This is a genomic window from Micromonospora zamorensis, from assembly GCF_900090275.1.
GTDB classification, from domain to species: domain Bacteria; phylum Actinomycetota; class Actinomycetes; order Mycobacteriales; family Micromonosporaceae; genus Micromonospora; species Micromonospora zamorensis.
This window is the reverse complement of sequence record NZ_LT607755.1, coordinates 4,961,674-4,982,012: the sequence shown is the minus strand read 5'-3', so window position 1 is coordinate 4,982,012 and position 20,339 is coordinate 4,961,674. Positions and strand designations below refer to the sequence as shown.

The window sequence follows — 20,339 nt, the reverse complement described above, 5'->3', positions numbered from 1 at the left end:
CTTCGCCGCCGTCAGCGGGCGCAGGCTGCGGGCTGTTGGCGCGGGCGGGTCCGTCCGTGCGGGCGGGGCTGTCGGAGCGGGCGGAATCGTTGGTGCCGGGCGGTGAGCGGCGGGCTGCTGGTCGCCGGCACGACCTCCGACGCCGGCAAGAGCGTGCTCACCGCCGGGATCTGCCGGTGGCTGCACCGTCAGGGCGTGAAGGTGGCGCCGTTCAAGGCGCAGAACATGTCGAACAACTCCGCGGTGATCGTCGGGCCGGACGGGCGTGGCGGCGAGATCGGACGAGCCCAGGCCATGCAGGCCGCAGCCTGTGGGCTCGCGCCCGATCTGCGGTTCAACCCGGTGCTGCTCAAGCCGGGCAGTGACCTGGCGAGTCAGGTGGTGCTGCTCGGCGAGGCCGTCGACACCATCACCGCCGGCACCTTCCGGCACCTGCGTCCCCGGCTCGCCGAGACCGCGTACGCGGCGCTGGCCGAGCTGCGGGAGACGTACGACGTGGTGATCTGCGAGGGTGCCGGCAGCCCTGCCGAGATCAACCTGCGGGCTGGTGACTACGTCAACATGGGGCTGGCCCGGCACGCCAACCTGCCCACCATCGTGGTCGGCGACATCGACCGGGGTGGCGTCTTCGCCTCCATGTTCGGCACCGTGGCGCTGCTCGACCCCGCCGACCAGGCCCTGATCGCCGGCTTCGTGATCAACAAGTTCCGAGGTGACCTCGGGCTGCTCCAGCCGGGGCTGGACATGCTGCGTCACGTCACCGGCCGTCCCACGTACGGGGTGCTGCCCTGGGCACTGGACCTGTGGCTCGACGCGGAGGACTCACTCGCCTACGGCCGTGTGCTCGGCCGCCCCGCCGCCCCGCACGGCACCGAATGGCTGGACGTGGCCGTCGTCCGCCTGCCCCGGATCAGCAATGCCACCGACGTGGAGGCGCTGGCCACCGAGCCGGGTGTCCGCGTACGCCTCACCATCGAACCAGCCGAGCTGGCCGCCGCCGACCTGGTCGTCCTCCCCGGCTCCAAGTCAACCGTCGCCGACCTCGCCTGGCTGCGCGAAACGGGCCTCGCCGACGCGGTTGCCGCACACGTGGCGGCCGGCAAGCCACTGCTCGGCCTCTGCGGCGGTTTCCAGATGCTCGGCCGCGCCATCCATGACCCGGTGGAGAGCCGGCAGGGCAGCGTGCCGGGGCTGGGCCTGCTACCCATCGAGATCACGTTCGATCCGCGCAAGACCGTCCGGCAGTCGGTGGGCACCGCCCACGGTGGCCTTCCGGTGCGCGGCTACGAGATCCACCACGGGTACATCTCGCACACCGACTCCACCCTGGCCCCGTTGCTGATCGGCGACGACGGTGTCGGCGAGGGAGCCGTACTCGGTGCGGTGCACGGCACGCACTGGCACGGGGCGTTCGAGTCCGACGGGTTCCGCCGGTGGTTCCTCACCGAGACGGCTCGCCTGGCCGGCCGTACCGGCTTCCGGGTCGCACCGGCCACCAGCTTCGCCGCCGCCCGGGAACGCTCGCTCGATCTGCTCGGTGACCTCGTCGAGGAACACCTGGACACCGACGCCCTCTGGCGTCTCATCGAAACCGGGCCACCGGCGGGCCTCCCCTTCATCCCGCCCGGCCCCCCACCAACCACCACGCCGCCTCAGAACTAGCCCCCCGGCCGCCACCTCCGTCCGCCGTGGACTCGCTGGCCGTGGTCGATCATGCACTTGTGGTGCCCGTTGTGCTCCGACCAACCCCTTTCATCCCCCACCACAACTCCATGATCGACGGGGCGAGGGCGAGGGCGAGGGCGGGGCGGGGCGGGGCGGGGCGGGGCGGGGCGGGGCGGGGCGGGGCCGTGCGGCTGGTGCGCAGCGCGCGGCGGCGCCCGGTGGTGCACCTGGATGGGGTGATGGAGGACTAGGGGCGGATGTCGGCGGGGCGGTCGGTTGTCGGGAGGCCGGCGGCGAGCCAGGCGTCGACGCCGCCGATCATGTCGGTGGCCCGACGCAGCCCGAGGGTCTGCAAACTGGCGGCGGCCAGGCTGGAGCTGTAGCCCTGTCGGCACACCAGCACGATCTCCCGGTCGTACCCGGTGGCCTCCGGGATCCGCCAGGCGCTGGCCGGATCGAGCCGCCATTCCAGCACGGTACGGTCGATGACGACCGCGCCCGGCAGGTCGCCCTGTTCGCGGCGTTGCAGATCGGTGCGGGTGTCGACCAGCAGCGCACCGCCGCGGACCGCCTCGACGGTCTGCTGCGGAGTCAGTCGGTGCAGCCCGGCACGGGCCTGTTCGAGCAGGGCGTCGATACCGGGGCTCATCACATCTCGGAGCACCACCCGATGATGCCGATTCGGTGGCACCCCGGGGCGGCGAACGGGCCGCCCGTCACCCGTGGCCGCCCCAATTCCCCCGGACGTGACGACGGCCGGCCAGGGGCGGTCAGTCGGACGTGTCAGCCGGCCCGGTCAGGCCGCTGATACGGCGTGATCCACTCGGGTTTGCGGAAATCGTGGTGTCCGGTCGACCGGGATACCGCTATTTCAATGAATCGGAGTCGATCACCCGGGCGGGCGGCGCCGGCGGCATACTTTCGGTCATGCACCACGCGAGGCTGGGCTGACCCCCGAGGCCGGACGGCCGGCACCACACTGCGAGGCCGCGCGGAGTCCCGAGGCCACCCGGCCGGCACCGCAGCGGAGGGCCGTGGACATCACCGGAACGGCCGATGACGTCGGGGGACCGGCCGGTCGTCGGACTGGCAGGTCGTCAGTGGCAGTGGTCGAGGCGTACGCCGAACTGGCCCGTCGGGTGCTCGCGGGCCCGGCGCGGTTGGGGCGGACCCGGCTGGTCGCGGTCGACGGGCCGAGTGGCGCGGGCAAGAGCCGGTTCGCCGCGCGCCTCGCGGATGCCCTGGCGGCGCTGCCCGGCGGCCGGCCGCCCGTCGTGCACACCGACGACCTGCTCGACGGTTGGGACGACCAGGTCACCTTCTGGCCCCGACTCGACGAGGGGGTGCTCGGTCCGCTGCGGGAGGAGAGGCCCGGCGCCTACCGGCGCTACAGCTGGGTGCGGCAGAGCTTCCTGCCTCGGCCGGTTCCTGTTCCGGTCGCGCCGGTGCTGGTGTTGGAGGGGGTCACCGCGGCCCGTGCGGTCGTCCGGCCGGAGCTGACCCTGGCCGTGTTCGTCACCGCGCCTGCCTCGTTGCGGTTGGAGCGCGCGGTCGCCCGGGACGGGCCGGAGATCCTGCCCGAGCTGCGTCGCTGGCACGCCGGTGAGCAGGCGCACTTCGCGGCCGACGACACGGCCGACCACGCGGACCTGCTGGTGGATGGCGCGCCGACGCTGCCGCACGACTCGGACCGGTACTACCTTCGCATCGGTTGAGCGGGGGCATGGACGTCCGCCAGCGGCTACGGCACGATGCGAGAGGGCCGCCACCGGCAGGGCACTGGGCGGGACGGCGGCCAACGGCACGACGCGAAGCACCCAGGGCGCGGCGATCGGGGGACTCATCATGTCGGCAACGGACACGCCCGCGCGGCGCCGGATCACCCTCACCGGCATCAGCTCGCGGGCCTGGGAGCATCCGGCCGACCGGGGCGCTCTGGTCGCCCTGCGGGAGCTGCGTGGGTTCGACGACGTGGTGCGGTCGTTCTTCGGCATGTGGAACGAGCGGGGTTTCCGGCTGTCCGTGCTCGCCTCGGGGATCCGGGTCGACCACCGGCAGTACCCGGCGGTGTGGCAGCGCTACGCCGAGGCCGCGGCGGCGCTCGACGTGGCGGAACTGCCCGAGCTGTACGTGACCCAGTCGCCCTGGTTGGGCGCCGAGGCCGTGGGCCTGGAACGGCCGTTCATCGTGCTCAACTCCGCCTGCGTGCAGCACCTCGACGAGGACGAGCTGCGCTGCCTGCTCGGTCACGAGCTGGGGCACGTGGGCAGTGGGCACGCGGTCTACAAGACGATGCTCATGATCCTCACCCGGTGGGCGGCCAACCTGAGCTGGTTGCCGGTGGGAGCGATCGCGCTGCGGGCGATCATCGCGGCGATGCTGGAGTGGTGGCGCAAGGCCGAGTTGTCCGCCGACCGGGCCGGTCTGCTCGCCGGGCAGGACCCGGCCGCCGCGCTGCGTCTGCTCATGAAGCTCGCGGGCGGCGGTGACCTGTCCCAGATCGACACCGCCGCGTTCCTGGAGCAGGCCGCCGAGTACGCCGGCGGCGGCGACCTTCGCGACAGCCTGCACAAGATCAGGATGACGGCGTGGAGCACCCATCCGGCCCCGGTGGCCCGGGCGGCGCAGCTCCGCCAGTGGATCGACTCCGGGGCGTACGGGCGGGTGCTGGCCGGTGACTACCCGCGCCGCGACGACGACAGCTCGACCAGCGTGTCGGAGGAGATCAAGGCCGCTGCCGAGTCGTACCGGGAGGAGTTCAGCCGGTCCACCGACCCGCTGGTCGGGTTGCTGCGCCGGCTCGGCGACGGCGCCAGCGACGTCGGCGAGTGGGTCGGCGGCACCGCCGGTCGGGCCCGCTCCTGGATGGACGCCGCCACCGAGGCAGCCGGCCGCGCCCAGCGCGCCGGCCGGGCCGCACCCGGCGCGCGGGCGGGCACCGGGCCGGCGGGCGGCGGTGACGGTACGGGCTCGGCCAGCACGTCGGGGTAAGGCCGGCATACGATGCCGGTCATGACCTCACCGATCATGTCCGAGTCCGAGGTGCGGGCCGCCGTCGAGCGGGAGATGCCCGGCGTACGCGCCGACCTGGAACGTCTCGTCCGCATCCCCGGCATCGCCTTCGAGGGCTTCGACCACTCACACGTGGAACGTTCCGCCGAGGCGGTCGCCGAACTGCTGCGCGGCTGCGGCCTGGACGTCGACATCGTGCGTTCCGGCGGTCAGCCCGCGGTGATCGGCCGTCGGGCGGCCCCGCCCGGTGCGCCCACCGTGCTGCTCTACGCCCACCACGACGTGCAGCCGGTCGGCGACCGGTCGCTGTGGGAGTCCGACCCGTTCGAGCCGGTGGAGCGCGACGGCCGGCTCTACGCCCGGGGCGCGGCTGACGACAAGGCCGGCATCATGGCGCACGTCGCGGCGCTGCGCGCGTACGGGGACGCGCTGCCGGTCGGTGTGGTGCTCTTCATCGAGGGCGAGGAGGAGTACGGCTCCGACTCGCTGGAGCAGCTGCTGATCGAGCACCGCGACGAGATCACCTCGGACGTCATCGTGATCGCTGACTCCGGCAACTGGGACATCGGCGTACCGGCGTTGACCACCTCGCTGCGCGGCGTCGTCAACTGTTTCGTCGAGGTGCGCACGCTGGACCACGCGGTGCACAGCGGCATGTTCGGCGGTGCCGTGCCGGACGCGCTCACCGCGCTGGTCCGCCTGTTGTCGACACTGCACGACGACGCCGGTGACGTGGCGGTGGAAGGGCTGGTCGGCCGGGAGGGCGCCACCGTCGACTACCCCGAGGACCGGATCCGGAACGAGGCCGGGCTGGCCGAGGGCGTCCAGTTCATCGGCACCGGCCGGATCACCGACCGGCTCTGGACCAAGCCCGCGGTGGCGGTGCTCGGCATCGACGCGCCGTCCACCAGCGAGGCGCCGAACGCCCTGGTCCCGGCCGCGAAGGCGAAGCTCAACGTCCGCCTCGCTCCCGGTGACGACCCCAAGCGGGCGTACGCGGCGATTCGCGCGCACCTGGAGAAGCACGCTCCGTGGGGTGCCCAGGTGACCGTCAGCCTGGAGCACGACGGCAACCCGTGCGTGATCGACGCGTCCGGGCCGATGTTCGACGCCGCCCGGTCGGCCTTCCGGGCTGCCTGGGACGGCACCGACCCGGTGGACGTCGGCATCGGCGGTTCGATCCCGTTCATCGCCACCTTCCAGGAGATGTTCCCGGATGCGGCGATCCTGGTGACCGGTGTGGAGGACCCGCACGCCCGCGCGCACGGCCCGAACGAGAGTCTGCACCTGGGTGAGTTCGCCAAGGTCTGCCTCGCCGAGGCGTTGCTGCTCGGCAATGTCGCCGCTGCGCGTAGTTAGGTCACGGAACGGCGATTTCGGGCCTGATCTGGGAGTTTACGGCGTGTCGGATGGCCAGCTGTTATAGCCTTTCGTACATGAGTACGAACGAGGTGATGGCCCGGTTGGGGGCCGCTGTCAGCGCGCTGGGGGACGTCGACGTCTCCGCGTGGTCCGAGGACACGCTCAACGAACAGCTCGGTGAGCTCTCCGCCGCACTGGTCGCCCTCGACTCGGTGCTCTCCCGTGTCGCTGGCGAGGTCCGTGCCCGGGGGTTGCGCATCGAGGAGCCCGTCTCCGCCTGATCGTCGTCCGCGTTGGTGGGCGGCAACCTGCCGACACCGCCCGGGCACGGCAATGCCCGGGCGGTGTCGGAGGTGACTGGCAGGATGAGCTGCGTGCGGTTCCTCGACCTGGCAGCCACCTCCGCTGCCGTCAGCGCCACCAGCGGCCGCCGTGCCAAGGTGGAGCTGCTCGCTGACGCGCTGCGCCGGCTCGACCCGGGCGAGGTCGAGCCCGGTGCCGGCTATCTGGCCGGTGAGCTGCGCCAACGACAGACCGGGGTGGGCTACGCGAGCCTGCGTGACCTGCCGCCACCGGCCGCCGAGCCGACGTTGACGGTGGCGTCCGTGGACGCGGCCATCGAGCAGATCGCCGCCGTGGCGGGCACGGGTTCGCAGGCCCGACGGCGGGCGTTGCTCGGTGCCCTCTACGCGGCGGCGACCGCCGAGGAACAGCGTCTGCTCACCGGCCTGTTCAGCGGCGAGCTGCGCCAGGGCGCCCAGGCGGGGTTGCTCGCCGACGCGGTCGCCCGGGCCGCCGAGGTGTCGGTGGCGACGGTCCGACGGGCCCTGCTGCTCGCCGGTGACCTGCGTGCCGTGGCGGTGGCCGCGCTGTCCGGCGGGGCCGCCGAGTTGGCCGGGTTCGGCCTTCAGGTCGGCCGGCCGCTTGCGCCGATGCTGGCGCAGAGCGCCCCCTCTGTCGACGAGGCACTCGCCGCGACCGGCACGCCGGCGGTGGTCGACGTGAAGCTCGACGGCATCCGCATCCAGGTGCACCGCTCGGGCGCCGACATCGCCGTCTTCACCCGCAGCCTCGACGAGATCACCGCCCGGGTTCCCGAGGTGGTCGCCGCGGTCCGGGCCCTACCGGGCCGCGAGTTGGTGCTCGACGGCGAGGCGATCGGCCTGGACGAGACGGGCCGTCCGCTGCCGTTCCAGCAGACCTCCAGTCGAGCCGCCCGACGCACCACCCCCAGCACCACCGGCCGCACTCCGGTCGCCCCGGCGGTGCTCGCGGCAGCCGCCAGCACCGGCGCGACAGTGCTCACTCCGTACTTCTTCGATCTGCTGCACCTCGACGGCGAGGACCTGATCGACCTGCCTGGCCGGGAGCGGTGGGCCGCCCTCGCCGGCGCGGTCGACTCGTCGCTGCTGGTCGGTCGGATGGAGGTCGACGGGCCCGAGCAGGCCGCCGCCGCGTTCGCCGCCGCGCTCGACGCCGGGCAGGAGGGCGTGGTGGTCAAGGCACCGGACGCCCCCTACGACGCCGGCCGGCGCGGTGCCGCCTGGGTCAAGGTCAAGCCCCGGCACACCCTCGACCTGGTGGTGCTCGCCGTCGAGTGGGGCAGTGGTCGGCGCAAGGGCTGGCTGTCCAACCTGCACCTGGGGGCGCGCGACCCGCACACCGGCGACTTCGTCATGCTCGGCAAGACGTTCAAAGGGCTCACCGACGAGTTGCTGCGGTGGCAGACCGAGCGGTTCCTCGACCTCGCGGTCGAGCGCGGCGACTGGGTGGTCCGGGTCCGGCCCGAGCAGGTGGTGGAGATCGCCTTCGACGGGGTGCAGACCAGCTCCCGCTATCCCGGGGGGATGGCGCTGCGGTTCGCCCGGGTGGTGCGGTATCGCGACGACAAGTCCGCCGCCGAGGCGGACACCATCGACGCCGTCCGCGCTATCCACGCCGGTCGTCCCACCGGTTGACCGGCCGCACCGGCCCGGCTCACCTGCTGGACAGCGACCTCGCGTAGTTCACCTGGTTGTTGAGGTGCTGCACCTGAGCCTGATCGGCGACCGGGATCCGGGCCACGTACTGCTGCGCGCCGTTGGTGACAGTCACCTGCACCGTGCCGTGGTGCCGGGTCTCCTTGACCAGCAGGAAGAGCAAACTTAAGACGAACAGGCAGAAGAAGCCGACGATGGCGCAGATCAGCGCCCAGGTGGCCACCTTCTCCTCGCGCTGCCAGTAGTCGGCCACGTGCCAGGTCGCCCCGGCCAGCGGCAGCACACCGGCCGGCGTACGGATGACGGGTGGGCTGACCGCGATCTCGGCGATCTGCACCGCGACCACCTCCGGCCCGCTGGCGTAGCCGGCCAGGGCCGGGGGCACCGCCATCGGGGTCGGCGGGTATGGCCCGACCGCCGGCCACGCCCCGGCCGGCTGGGCCGGCGGCCCGGAGAAGGGCGCGGGTGGTGCCGAGAACTGCGCGGGTGGGGAGAACTGTGCTGGTGCCGGCGCGACCGGGAACGGTGTCGTCGGCGGCAGGTCGGAAGCCGCGGCGGCCGGGGGCGCCGTCGTCGGCAGTGGCGCGGTCGGTGGTTCGGCGGCCCACGGGTCGATCGGCGGGTACGCCCGGGTCTCCGGAACGGGCTCGGGCAGCGGTGCTGTGGGATCCACGCTCATCGGGACCCCCAACGTGAGGTGAACACCCGGCGGAGACTACCGGCTGCCGTGGTGTGCCCGGTGCCCCCGAGTGTCCGGTTGAGTCACCGGAACGGACCGGGTCGGGCCGGGCCGGTCAGGCGGACGCGCTCGGTGTGGGCTCGGCCGCCCGGTCCAGCGGAGCCGGGGTGGTGCCGAGGCCGGCGGCGCGGCGTGCCTCGCGGCGGGCCACCCAGCCGTAGCCGAACAGGGCCATCACCGCGAAGAGCCACCACTGCACGACGTAGCCGAAGTTCTGCCAGTTGTTGGCGTGCCCGACCGGCACCGCCTTGAAGACCGGGTCGGCCGCCGGGGTCTGTTCGTCCAGCAGCAGATAGGCGCCGTAGACCGGGTAGGGCAGTTCGCCGGCCAGGCGTGACACCCCGATCCGTCGGATCTCCAGCCGCCCGTCGCGCCGCGCCACCGCGCCGGCGCCGCTCTCGGTCTCGTGCACCCGACCGACAACTGTCACATCGCCGGTCGGCACGGCCGGCACCTGCGGCTGGGCGGTCGCCCCGCCGGGCGCCGGCGGGATCCAGCCCCGGTCCACCAGCAGCGCCGTGCCATCCGCGAGCACCAGCGGGGTGAGCACCTCGAAGCCGACCCGGCTGTCCACCGTCCGACCACGGACCAGCACGGTGTTCGTCGGGTCGTACCGGCCGGTGACTGTCACCCGCGTCCAGACCTTGTCCTCGGCGGGGGCCGGGCCTGTCGTGCCCGCGCCGCCGGTGGGAGCGCGCAGCGCGTCGGCCAGTGGCGTCGGGGTCATCCGCTGGCCCGCGTCGATCCGCTCGTTGACCTCGGTACGCCCCCGGTAGCGGTCCAGCTGCCAGTTGCCGAGGAACACCATGACGGCGGCGGCAACCAGGGTCAGCGCGAGAGCGCCCAGCCAGCGTGGGCTCAGCAGGAACCGGTACACGGCACCGAGGCTACTCGTATGACCGGCGCCACTGACCTGGACCGGGCCGGAGCCGTGCCAGTAACGGGTCCGGTGGCCCCGGTTGGCGGTGCTCACGTCTTCAGCCGGACGGGTATCGTCACGCCGACGGATCGGCCCCGGTCGTCCCGTCGCGTACCCGCCACCGCTCGCGAGGAGTCGATGATGACCGTCGTGCCGCGCCTGGTGCTCAGCGCACCGTCCTCCGGGCACGGTAAGAACGCGCTGGCGATCGGGCTGCTCGCCGCGCTCGCCGAGCGGGGGGTGGACGTCGCCGGGTTCAAGCTCGGGCCGGACCACGTCGACGCCGCCTACCTGGGCCTCGCCTCCGGTCGGCCGGGTCGGGTGATCGATCCCCGGCTGGTCGGCATGGACCGGCTCGCCCCGCTGGTGGCGCACGGTGCCGCCGGTGCCGGGCTCGCCGTGGTGCAGGGCAGCATGGGCCTGTACGACGCGGTCGGTGGCCGCCCGGAGCAGGAGTCGACGGCCGCCGCGGCCGCGGCGCTGCGCAGCCCGGTGGTGCTCGTCGTCGACGTGGCCGCGATGGGGCAGTCGGTGGCGGCCCTGGTGCACGGTTTCCGCTCGTACGACGAGCAGTTGTGGCTCGGCGGGGTGATCCTCAACCGGGTGGCGTCGTCGCGGCACGAGGCGATGCTGCGCGAGGCGTTGGACGACGTGGGTGTGCCGGTCTACGGTGCGCTGCGTCGCCAGGACCTGCCGGCGGTGCTGCCGTCGCGGCGGCACGGTGTGGCACCGGTGGTCGACGGCTCCGCCGACGCCGTCCGCGCGGTCCGTCGGCTGGGCGAGGCCGTCGCCGCCACTGTCGACCTGGAACGACTGCTCGGGCTGGCCCGCTCCGCCCCAGAGCTGCCCGCCCCCGCCTGGTCTCCCGAGGAGGCCCTCGGCGCGTTCACCGCCCCGGCGGACCGCCCGCTGGTGGCGCTGGCCGGCGGGCCGGGCGGCAGCTTCAGCCACCCGGAGACCGCCGAGTTGCTGCGCGCCGCCGGCGCCGAGATCGTCACCGTCGATCCGCTGCGCGACGAGGCACTGCCGGTGGGCACCCGCGCGCTGGTCATCGGTGGCGCGCTGCCCGAGGCGTACGCCGAGCAGTTGTCGGCCAACCGGCGGCTCTGCATCGCTGTGGCCGAGCTGGCGCGGACCGGGCGTCCGGTGGTCGCCGAGGGCGCCGGGCTGCTCTGGCTGGCCCGGGAGTTGGACGGGCTGCCGATGTGCGGTGTCCTGGACGCGATCGGTGTCAGCCGGGACGGTCTGGTGGCCGGCTACCGGGAGGCGACCGCCCAGACCGACAGCGTGGTCGCCGCCCAGGGCACGGTGCTGGTCGGCCACAAGGCGCACCGTGCGGTGCTCACCCCCCGCGCTGGTCAGCGGCCGGCGTGGAGCTGGGAGGGCGGCACGCCGGAGGGGTTCGTCTGGCGCAACGTGCACGCCTCGCAGCTCACAGTGCACTGGGCCGGTCATCCGGCGACGGCGGCCCGGTTGGTCGCCGCGGCGGCCGAGCCGACGAACGAGGCGGTGCCGGCGCAGCCCGGCGGGGTGCCGGCGTGATCGGTCAGGTGGCGGTGCGCCGCTTCCCGGCGTTGACCGTCTCCACCCCGCGTACGGAGGTGCGGCGACTCACCTCGGCGGACGCGGAGGCGGCCGGTGAGATCTTCGCCGACAAGTTGACCCGGCGCTGGCTGCCGTTGCCCGACGACTCCGGCCCGATCGACGGGCACGCCTGGTGCACCGAGCTGGCCCGGCAGCGGCGGGACAGCGGCGAGGGTGACCACTATGCGGTGGTCCGACGCGAGGACGACCAGGTGGTGGGCTCGCTGTGGACGCGGCGCACCGACTGGGGTGCCCGTCTCACCGAGGTCTCCTACGCGATGGCGCCACACGCGCGGGGCTTCGGCTTCGCCGCCGAGGCCGTCGACGCGGTGGCCATCGCGCTGATCCTGGAGCACGGCTTCCAACGGGTCGAGCTGCGGGTGGCACCCGGCAACCTGGCCTCGCGCCGGGTCGCCGAGAAGGCGGGGTTCAGCTACGAGGGCCTGCTGCGCAATGCCGGGCTGGTCGGCGGCGGCCGGGTGGATCTCGAACTCTGGTCGTTCGTCGCCGCCGACCTGCGCTGACCCGCCGGCTGGTCAGCCGACGATCGCGTCCGACGGTGGGGTGAACTGGCGGGTCGGTGTGCCCTTCAGGCCGTCGCGCAGCGTCTCCGACACCGCCTTGATCGGGATCTGGGACTGCCCGTCACCGACCGCGTTGAACGGGTTGTCCGGGTCGGAGATGAAGCTCGCCGCGGCCAACTCCGGTGTGTAGCCGACGAACCAGGCGGATCGTGTGCTGTCGGTGGTACCGGTCTTGCCGGCCACCGGGCGTCCGACTGTGCCCCGCACGCTGTCGGCCGTGGACCAGCCGCCGCAGCTTCCGCGCGCCGGGGTGTCGCCGGTGGGGCAGCGGGCCGCGTCGGTGGCCGCCCGAGCGGCGTCCGCGCTGACCACCTGCCGGCAGCGGGGCTTGGCCACCTCACGATGGATGCCGCCCGGGGTGGCGTACGTGGTCGGCGTGCCGTCCCGGTTCATGATCGACTGCACCGGGATCGCCTCGCAGTAGCGACCGTCGGCGGCGATGGCGGCGTAGGCGTTCGCCATCTCCAGCGGGGTGGCGTCGGAGACGCCCAGGGTGAACGCGCCCCACTGCTTCGCCTTGTCCGGGGACGCGTGGTCCCGGTCGACGTCGGTGCGCCACCGCAGCCCGAGCTGCTCGGCCAACCGGACCGCCCGGTCCGCGCCGACCTTCTCCTCCAACCAGACGAAGTACGTGTTGACCGATTTGCCGAAACCGGACCACATGGTCTGTTGACCCGTCATCGCGCCGCTGGCGTTGGAGGGCGCCCAACCGTCGTAGACGGACGACCGGTAGCGGTAGGGGGCGTTGAACGAGGTGGAGAGCGTCATCCCCGAGTCCAGCGCGGCCAGCATCGGGAACATCTTGAACGTCGACCCGGCCTGGTAGCCCGCCAGGTCACCGCCGCCGAGCAGCGGCGCCACAGTGTTCGGGTAGTTGGCCTTCACCTTCGGCCCGGCCTCGGGATTGGAACTCTGCGGGTTCTCGCTGAGATCCAGCGAGTACGTCCGGTTCACCGCCATCGCCTTGACCCGCCCGGTGCCCGGCTCGGAGACCACGATCCCGTTGGCGAACGGGCTGCCGGTGGCCTCCTTGGAACCGACGTTCTTCTCCGCCGCCTCCTGGATCTTCGGGTCGATGCTGAGCACGATCCGGTAGCCGCCCCGGCGCAGCTTGTCCATGCGTTCCAGCCGGTTCGCCCCGAACGCGGGCTGCGCGCTCCACCAGTTCTTCAGGTAGTCGCAGGCGAAGCCCCAGCTGTTGTACTTCTCCGCCACCGCGGCACAGTCGTGCGGCGGGGTCGTCAGCTTCAGCCGGATCGGCTCGGACTTGGCGGCGGCGGCCGAGTCGGGGGAGAGGTAACCGAGCTGGCTCATCCGGTCCAGCACGTAGTTACGTCGCCCGGTGGCCTCCTTCTGGTCGGAGTCGGCCGGGTCGTACTCCGACGGGGACTTGACCAGCCCGGCGAGGGTGGCGGCCTCGACCGGGGTCAGGTTTTTCGGGGTCTTGGAGAAGAAGATTTCGCTGGCCGCGTAGATGCCGTACGCCCGGTGCCCGAAGTACGCCGAGTTCAGGTAACGCTCCATGATCAGCTCCTTGCTCATCTCCTTCTCCAGGTCCAGCGCCATCCGCATCTCCTTGACCTTGCGAAGGCTGGTCTGCTGGGTGGCTTCCTGGACCTCCTTGGGCGTGGTCGCGCTGTCCCGCAGGGCCATCCGGACGTACTGCATGGTCAGCGTCGACGCACCCTGGGAGCCGCCGGAGCGGGCGTTGGACACGAAGGCGCGGGCCACGCCCTTCGGGTCGACGCCGTGGTGCTGGTAGAACCGTGAGTCCTCGGCGGCGACGATCGCCTGCTGGATGTTCGGCGACATGTCCGACAGCTTGGTGTACTGCCGGTACTCCTCGTAGAACATGGTCAGCACGGTCTTGCCGTCCGGGGCGTAGACGTACGAGGTCTCGGCGGGCAGCGCGGTGGTCAGCAGTCTGGTCTTCTGCTCCGTGGCGTGCGCGGTGGCCTTCGCGCCGAGCCCGGTGACGGCGACCAGTGGGTACGCGGCGGCGGCGATCACGATTCCGGCGATCAGTCCGGCGCGAAGTAGAGGGACGAGTCGACCAGCGGCAGCAAGGGGTCGGTTACTCACATGGCCAAGTTATGACATTTCCGATTCGTACCTGAGAAGAACTCTTAAACCGGCGGGTGGTGACGTGGCTTACGCCGAGATCGACTGTCCCACCGGCCACCTTCCCGGCAGGATCGCGGACATGTCTGATCAGCCGAGTGGGATGGTCCCGACCGCCGGGGCCGAGCCGGACCTCGCGCACCACGGCGACGCGGAGGCGACCGAAGGCCTGATCGACCTCGCCGTCAACGTCCGCCAGGCAGCGCCTCCCGCCTGGCTGGCCGGCCCGATCGCCGCGACCCTGACCGACCTGGCGCGCTATCCGGACCCGACGGCGGCCCGGGCGGCGGTCGCCGCCCGACACCGCCGTCACCCGAACGAGGTGCTGCTCACCGCAGGCGCGGCCGAGGGCTTCGTGCTGATCGCCCAGGCGCTGCGCGGGGTGCGCCGACCGGTGGTGGTGCACCCCCAGTTCACCGAGCCGGAGGCGGCGCTGCGGGCCGCCGGGCACCCGGTCGAGCGGGTGCTGCTGGACCCCGCCGACGACTTCCGGCTCGACCCGTCCCTGGTGCCCGCCGACGCCGACCTGGTGATGATCGGCAACCCGACGAACCCCACCTCGGTGCTGCACCCGGCGCAGACGCTGGCCACGCTGGCCCGCCCCGGCCGGGTGCTGGTGGTCGACGAGGCGTTCGCCGACACCACCATCGCCCCCGGCCATCCCGGCGAACCGGAGTCGCTGGCCGAGCGGCGCGACCTTCCGGGGCTGCTCGTCCTGCGCAGCCTCACCAAGACCTGGGGCCTGGCCGGTCTCCGGATCGGCTACCTGCTCGGCGCTCCGGAGCTGCTGACCCGGCTGGCCGCCGTCCAGCCGCTCTGGGCCGTCTCCACACCCGCGTTGGCCGCCGCGTCCGCCTGCGCCACCGCCGTCGCGGTGCAGGCCGAACGCGCGATCGCCGCCGATCTCGCCGCCGACCGCGACCACCTGGTCGCCCGTCTGGAAGACCTGCCCGGTGTACGCGTCGTCGGCCGCCCCGCCAGCGCGTTCGTCCTGCTGCACCTGCCGGGCGCGAGCGCGATCCGAGCCGCGCTGCGGGAGCGGGGCTGGGCGGTACGCCGAGGCGACACGTTTCCCGGCCTCGGCCCGGACTGGCTGCGGGTGGCGGTGCGCGACCGTAACACCACCGACGCGTTCATCGAGGTGCTGCGCGAGACCATGGAGGCATGATGCTGGAGACCACGATCGCGGCGATCCGGGCGGCGGACGAAGCGGCCATGGCCGCCGCCCGCGAGCTGCACGGCCGGCTGACCAAGCCGGCGGGCTCGCTGGGGGCTCTGGAAGAACTTTCGGTACGCCTCGCCGGGCTGGCCGGGGCCTGCCCACCGCCGCTGCCCGAGCCGGCCGCCGTGGCGATCTTCGCCGGCGACCACGGGGTGCACGCCCAGGGGGTCAGCCCGTGGCCGCAGGAGGTCACCGGGCAGATGATCGGCAACTTCCTGGCCGGCGGGGCGGTGGTCAACGCGTTCGCCCGGCAGGCCGGCGCGTCGGTCACCGTTGTCGACGTCGGTGTGGCCACCCCGCTGCCCACCGGACCGATCGCCGATCCGGCTGGGCCCGATCCGGCTGGGCCCGATCCGGCTGGGTCCGATCCGGCGGTGCTCGACCCGGCGGTGCCCCGACTGGTTGTCGCGTCCGTCCGCCGGGGCACCCGCGACTTCACGGTGACCGCCGCGCTGACCCGGGACGAGGCGCTGGCTGCGGTGCAGACCGGCATCCGGATCGCCGACGAGCTGATCGACGCCGGGGCCGGCATCCTGCTCACCGGTGACATGGGCATCGGCAACACCACCCCGGCCGCCGCGCTGATCGCCGCGTTCACCGGTGCCGACCCGCTCGACGCCACCGGCAGGGGCACCGGGATCGACGACCCGACGTACGCCCACAAGGTCGCCGTGGTGCGCTCCGCCTTGGCCCGGCACTCGCCCGACCCGGCCGACCCGCTGGGTGTGCTGGCCGCCGTCGGTGGCCTGGAGCACGCCGCGCTGGCCGGGCTGATCCTGGGTGCCGCGGCCCGCCGTACGCCGGTGCTGCTGGACGGCGTGATCGCGGTCTCGGCCGCGCTGGCCGCCGCCGCGTTCGCCCCGGCGGCGGTCGGTGCCATGGTCGCCGGTCACCGTTCGGCCGAGCCGGGCGCCACTGTGGCACTGCGACACCTCGGCCTCGACCCGCTGATCGACCTGGGGCTGCGCCTCGGCGAGGGCACCGGCGCGCTGCTGGCGTTGCCCGTGGTCACCGGTGCCGTCCGGGTGCTGCACGAGGTAGCCACCTTCGACTCCGCCGGCGTGGCCGAGAAGTGACCACACGCAGCGAGCGAGTCGCCCGCCCCGGTGGTGCGGCGTGACCTCCAATCCGTACCCCCTGGGTCTGCGGCTCGACGGGCGGCGGGTGGTCGTGGTGGGCGGTGGCGCGGTCGCCACCCGGCGCGTGCCCGCGCTGCTGGACGCCGGTGCGGACGTCCTGCTGGTGGCCCCGGAGCTGACCCCGGCGTTGCGCGCCCGGGTCGACGCGGGACGGTTGCACTGGGTGCCGCGCCGGTTCGTGCCCGAGGACCTGGACGGCGCGTGGCTGGTCCAGGTCGCGATCGACGACCCGCTGGCGGCGGCCTCGGTGAGCGCCGTCGCCGCCGAGCGGCGGATCTTCTGCGTCCGGGCCGACGACCGCACGGCCGCCACCGCCTGGACCCCGGCGGTGACCCGGCACGGCCCGGTCACCGTCGCGGTGCTCGGCGGCGGTGACCCGCGCCGGGCGATGACGGTCCGCGACGCGATCCGTGACCTCCTGGCGGTCCGCCTGGCACCGGACGGGATCGCCGGCCGTTCCGACGCTTCCACCGGGACGACCGCCGGGCGGGTGGCGCTGGTCGGGGCAGGGCCGGGGGACCCGGAGCTGATCACCGTGAAGGGCTGGCGGTTGCTCACCGAGGCGGACGTGGTGGTCGCCGACCGCCTGGTGCCGGGGCTGCTCCTCGACGAGTTGCGCCCCGACGTCGAGCTGGTGGACGCCTCGAAGATCCCCTACGGCCCGTCCCGGGCGCAGGAGGAGATCAATCAGATCCTGGTGGACCGCGCCCTGGCCGGCGCCTTCGTGGTGCGGCTCAAGGGCGGTGACCCGTACGTCTTCGGGCGGGGCGGCGAGGAACTGCTGGCGTGCGCGGAGGCCGGCGTGCCGGTGACCGTCGTGCCGGGGGTGACCAGCTCGATCGCCGCGCCGGCCGCGGCCGGCATCCCGGTCACCCATCGTGGGGTGGCGCACGAGTTCACAGTGGTCTCCGGGCACCTGGCGCCCGACTCGCCAGCTTCCCTGGTGCGCTGGGAAGCCCTCGCGGGTCTGCGCGGCACCCTGGTGATCCTGATGGGGCTGAAGAACCTCGCCGCCATCACGGCCACCCTGATCGCGCACGGCCGGTCGCCACAGACGCCGGCCGCCGTCGTCCAGGAGGCCACGACGGGCGCCCAGCGGGTGCTGCGGTCGACGCTCGACGCGGTGGCCGCCGACGCGCTCGCCGCCGACATCCGTCCGCCCGCCATAGTCGTGGTGGGCGACGTGGTGGGCGCCCTCGACGGATGAGCCCGGGCTGCGAGCTCCCCGCCCTCCGCCCTCCACCTCCACTCCGTCGATCATGGAGTTGTGGTGGGTGACAAAGCAGCCGTTATGGCTCGAAACTGGACACCATAACTGCATGATCGACCAGAGGCCTGGACTGCGCGTCCCGGATAGTGCGACGGGCCGGAGCGCTAGCGCTCCGGCCCGTCCTACGTGCTGTCGAACTACTGCTTGAGCATGTTGTCGAGCAGCAGCGCGCAGCGGATCAGCCCGAGGTGGCTGTACGCCTGCGGGTGGTTGCCCAGGCCGCGCTCGGCGAGCGGGTCGTACTGCTCGGGGAGCAGCCCGGTCGGCCCGGCGGTGAGCACCATCTGCGCGAACAGCTCCTCGGCGTCGGTGCGGCGACCGGTGCGCAGGTACGCCTCGATCAGCCACGCCGTGCAGATGTGGAAACCGCCCTCACGGCCGGGCAGGCCGTCGTCCCAGTGGTAGCGGTAGACGACCGGGCCGCTGCGCAGATCCGCCTCGATGCGCAGGACGGTGGACAGGAAGCGCGGGTCGTCACCGGCAAGCAGGCCGGAGAGCCCGATCCAGAGCGACGAGGCGTCCATGTCCTCGTCGCCGTACGCGACGCTGTACGCCTCGACGTCGGCGTGCCAGCCGTGCTCCAGCACGTTGGAGCCGATCCGGTCGCGCAGGTCCTTCCACTCGGGCCGGTCCTCGCCGCCGTGCTCCCGCATCACGTGCAGGGCGCGGTCCACTGTCATCCAGCACATCACCTTGGAGAACACGTGGTGCCGTGGTGGCAGCCGGGCTTCCCAGATGCCGTGGTCGGGCTCGTGCCAGCGGCGACGAACCGCCTCGACCATGTTCTCCAGGACCCGCCACTCGTCGTCGCGGACCGAGCCGCGCGCGTCGGCGACGGCCGCGATCAGGTCGGCGATCGGGCCGAAGACGTCCAGCTGCAACTGGTGGTTGGCGAGGTTGCCGACGCGGACCGGCCGGGAGCCGGCGTAGCCGGGCAGCGTGTCGATGACCGCTTCGGCGCCCAGCTCGTACCCGTCGATGGTGTAGAGCGGGTGCAGGCGTTCCGGGTGGCCGCCGGTGCGCTCGATGCAGCCGTCCACCCAGCGCAGCAGTGCCTCGGCTTCCTCGATGGAACCGAGGTCGACCAGCGCGCGGGCGGTCAGCGCCGCGTCGCGCAGCCAGCAGTAGCGGTAGTCCCAGTTGCGGACGCCGCCCAGCTCTTCGGGGAGCGAGGTGGTCGCTGCGGCCAGGATCGAGCCGGTGGCCTCGTGGCAGAGCCCACGGAGGGTGAGCGCGCTGCGGGCGACCAGGTCGCGACTGGTGGACGGCAGCCGAAGTGAGGCCACCCAGTCCTTCCACGGCTGCTCGGCGGCGGCCTGCCGCTCGTGGATCGGCACCCGGTGGTGCTCAAGGCTGTGCGTGCCGAAGCGCAACTCCAGCACGACCTGCCCGCCAGCGGCGGAGAGGTCGACGATCGCTTTGGCGGTCTCGTACCCGCCGTCGTTGCCGACCTCCCACTCCACGCCAGGGGCGTAGAGCGCGACCGGCTCGTTGGAGCCGAGCACCAGCAGGCCGTCGCCGATCGGCTGCAACTGCACGGCGACCTGACCGAACTCGGGCCTCGGCGCGAACTCCACCCGGGCCTTGCCGCTGCCGGTGAGCACCCGGATCAGGGTCGAGTCGCCGGTGATGACCGCGGGGCTGTCATCCGGAGTGGTCTCCCGGGCCGGCTTGTCCAGCCAGTCGGTGACGGTGAGCCCGGACCACCGGGTCTCCACTGTCATCGTGCCGGAGCGGTAGCGCTGACCCAGCGGGATGCCGCCGCGTTCCGGGGCGACGCTGAAGTGACCGGCCGGGCTGCCACCCACCAGGTCGGCGAAGATCGCCGCCGAGTCCGGCTTGGGGTGGCAGAGCCAGCTCACCTTGGCTTCGGGGGTGAGCAGAGCGACGGTACGACCGTTGGCCAGCATGGAGTGCCGCTCGATCGGCACCGCCCGCTCGCCGAACAGCCAGTGTCGACGGGTCTCCAGCAGCAGCGCCAGCGCGCGGGCGGCCTCCAGCGGGTCGGCGACCCGGTAGCTGGCCTGGGTGTCCCCGGGGCCGATCTTGATGCCGAGGTCGGGACCGTGCAGGTGCGCGAACCCGTTCTCGTCGGTGATGTCGTCACCGATGAACAGCACCGCGCTGGAGGCGAGCTGGGTCCGCAACTGGTCGAGTGCGGTGCCCTTGTGGGTGGCCACGACGGAGAGCTCGATGACCTCCTTGCCCTGGGTCACGGTGACGCCGTCGAAGGTCGCCGGGCCGTTGCGGACCGCCTCGATGGCGGCTGCGGCGACCTCCGGGTCGACCCCTCGGGTGTGCACGGCGACGCTGGCCGGCTTGCGTTCCAGCCGGATGCCCGGGTGCGCGGAGGCGATGTCACGCAGCGCGTTGCGCACCTTTTGACGCACCGCGACCAGCTCGGGGGAGAGTCGCTCGACGAAGCCGATGTCGAACTCGGAGCCGTGGCTGCCGACGAGGTGCACCTCGCTGGGCAGTCGGGACAGCGCGGCCAGGTCGCGCAGCGCCCGGCCGGAGACGACCGCCACTGTGGTCTGCGGCAGCGCGGCGAGCGCGCGGACCGCGGCGACCGACTCGGGCAGCGGGACGGCCGTGCTCGGGTCCTCCACGATCGGCGCCAGTGTGCCGTCATAGTCGCAGGCGACCAGGAGCTGGGGAACCCGGGCGATCCGGCCGATGGCGGAGCGCAGCTCGGGGTCCATCACCCCGGTGGCCATCGCCGCTCCATCGTTGACGGTCGTGT

At 73.0% G+C, this 20,339-nt stretch carries 16 protein-coding genes; 11 read left to right on the top strand and 5 right to left on the bottom strand.

Annotated elements, in window-relative coordinates; all coding sequences use genetic code 11:
• Positions 1–102 precede the first annotated feature (102 nt).
• A complete protein-coding gene (locus tag GA0070619_RS21985) occupies positions 103–1,662 on the top strand; it encodes a cobyric acid synthase (RefSeq protein WP_088949801.1) in 1,560 nt (519 codons plus the stop codon).
• A 250-nt stretch (positions 1,663–1,912) separates the two neighbouring features.
• Here the strand turns inward: GA0070619_RS21985 and GA0070619_RS21975 are convergent, their stop codons facing one another.
• Entirely contained in the window at positions 1,913–2,314 is a 402-nt protein-coding gene (locus GA0070619_RS21975; RefSeq protein WP_088949799.1) for a rhodanese-like domain-containing protein, read from the bottom strand.
• A gap of 391 nt (positions 2,315–2,705) precedes the next feature.
• Here GA0070619_RS21975 and GA0070619_RS21970 point away from each other — a divergent pair, with 391 nt between their 5' ends.
• From GA0070619_RS21970 to GA0070619_RS21950, 5 genes are all read left to right on the top strand, one after another.
• Positions 2,706–3,380: a nucleoside/nucleotide kinase family protein gene (locus GA0070619_RS21970; RefSeq protein WP_231927501.1), complete on the top strand. Its 675-nt coding sequence runs from the start codon at positions 2,706–2,708 to the stop codon at positions 3,378–3,380.
• A gap of 130 nt (positions 3,381–3,510) precedes the next feature.
• Positions 3,511–4,656, top strand: a complete 1,146-nt coding sequence (locus GA0070619_RS21965) for a M48 family metallopeptidase (protein ID WP_088949797.1) — start codon at positions 3,511–3,513, stop codon at positions 4,654–4,656.
• Positions 4,657–4,692: 36 nt separating this feature from the next.
• Entirely contained in the window at positions 4,693–6,036 is a 1,344-nt protein-coding gene (locus GA0070619_RS21960) for a dipeptidase (protein WP_172862229.1), read from the top strand.
• A gap of 77 nt (positions 6,037–6,113) precedes the next feature.
• Complete coding sequence (locus GA0070619_RS21955; protein ID WP_030333429.1) at positions 6,114–6,320, top strand: hypothetical protein; 207 nt, start codon at positions 6,114–6,116, stop codon at positions 6,318–6,320.
• Positions 6,321–6,404: 84 nt separating this feature from the next.
• Entirely contained in the window at positions 6,405–7,997 is a 1,593-nt protein-coding gene (locus tag GA0070619_RS21950) for an ATP-dependent DNA ligase (protein WP_172862093.1), read from the top strand.
• A gap of 19 nt (positions 7,998–8,016) precedes the next feature.
• On the opposite strand, the gene GA0070619_RS21945 is transcribed toward GA0070619_RS21950, so the two are convergent.
• Together GA0070619_RS21945 and GA0070619_RS21940 are read right to left on the bottom strand one after the other, a co-directional pair.
• On the bottom strand, positions 8,017–8,697 hold the full coding sequence (locus tag GA0070619_RS21945) for a hypothetical protein (protein ID WP_197699562.1): 681 nt from the start codon (positions 8,695–8,697) through the stop codon (positions 8,017–8,019).
• A 115-nt stretch (positions 8,698–8,812) separates the two neighbouring features.
• Positions 8,813–9,634 carry an SURF1 family cytochrome oxidase biogenesis protein gene (locus tag GA0070619_RS21940; RefSeq protein WP_088951969.1) on the bottom strand — a complete coding sequence of 274 codons (822 nt, stop codon included), beginning with the start codon at positions 9,632–9,634 and terminating at the stop codon, positions 8,813–8,815.
• A 183-nt stretch (positions 9,635–9,817) separates the two neighbouring features.
• On the opposite strand from GA0070619_RS21940, the gene GA0070619_RS21935 reads away from it, so the two are divergent.
• Positions 9,818–11,218 carry a cobyrinate a,c-diamide synthase gene (locus tag GA0070619_RS21935; protein ID WP_088949796.1) on the top strand — a complete coding sequence of 467 codons (1,401 nt, stop codon included), beginning with the start codon at positions 9,818–9,820 and terminating at the stop codon, positions 11,216–11,218.
• Entirely contained in the window at positions 11,215–11,784 is a 570-nt protein-coding gene (locus GA0070619_RS21930) for a GNAT family N-acetyltransferase (protein ID WP_088949795.1), read from the top strand. Before GA0070619_RS21935 ends, GA0070619_RS21930 begins: the two co-directional genes overlap by 4 nt.
• Before the next feature lie 12 nt (positions 11,785–11,796).
• Here GA0070619_RS21930 and GA0070619_RS21925 read toward each other — a convergent pair whose 3' ends face one another.
• Positions 11,797–13,926, bottom strand: coding sequence for a transglycosylase domain-containing protein (locus GA0070619_RS21925; RefSeq protein WP_088949794.1), 2,130 nt, complete (start codon positions 13,924–13,926; stop codon positions 11,797–11,799).
• A gap of 121 nt (positions 13,927–14,047) precedes the next feature.
• Here GA0070619_RS21925 and cobC point away from each other — a divergent pair, with 121 nt between their 5' ends.
• The 3 genes from cobC to cobA are packed head-to-tail and all read left to right on the top strand — an operon-like array spanning position 14,048 to position 17,533.
• A complete protein-coding gene (gene cobC, locus GA0070619_RS21920; protein ID WP_088951968.1) occupies positions 14,048–15,133 on the top strand; it encodes an Rv2231c family pyridoxal phosphate-dependent protein CobC in 1,086 nt (361 codons plus the stop codon).
• Positions 15,133–16,263, top strand: a complete 1,131-nt coding sequence (locus tag GA0070619_RS21915; RefSeq protein ID WP_088949793.1) for a nicotinate-nucleotide--dimethylbenzimidazole phosphoribosyltransferase — start codon at positions 15,133–15,135, stop codon at positions 16,261–16,263. The genes cobC and GA0070619_RS21915 overlap by 1 nt, the downstream gene beginning before the upstream one ends.
• 40 nt (positions 16,264–16,303) lie before the next feature.
• Complete coding sequence (gene cobA / locus GA0070619_RS21910) at positions 16,304–17,533, top strand: uroporphyrinogen-III C-methyltransferase (RefSeq protein WP_088949792.1); 1,230 nt, start codon at positions 16,304–16,306, stop codon at positions 17,531–17,533.
• A 200-nt stretch (positions 17,534–17,733) separates the two neighbouring features.
• On the opposite strand, the gene otsB is transcribed toward cobA, so the two are convergent.
• Positions 17,734–20,313, bottom strand: a complete 2,580-nt coding sequence (otsB, locus tag GA0070619_RS21905) for a trehalose-phosphatase (protein WP_088949791.1) — start codon at positions 20,311–20,313, stop codon at positions 17,734–17,736.
• Positions 20,314–20,339: the final 26 nt, after the last annotated feature.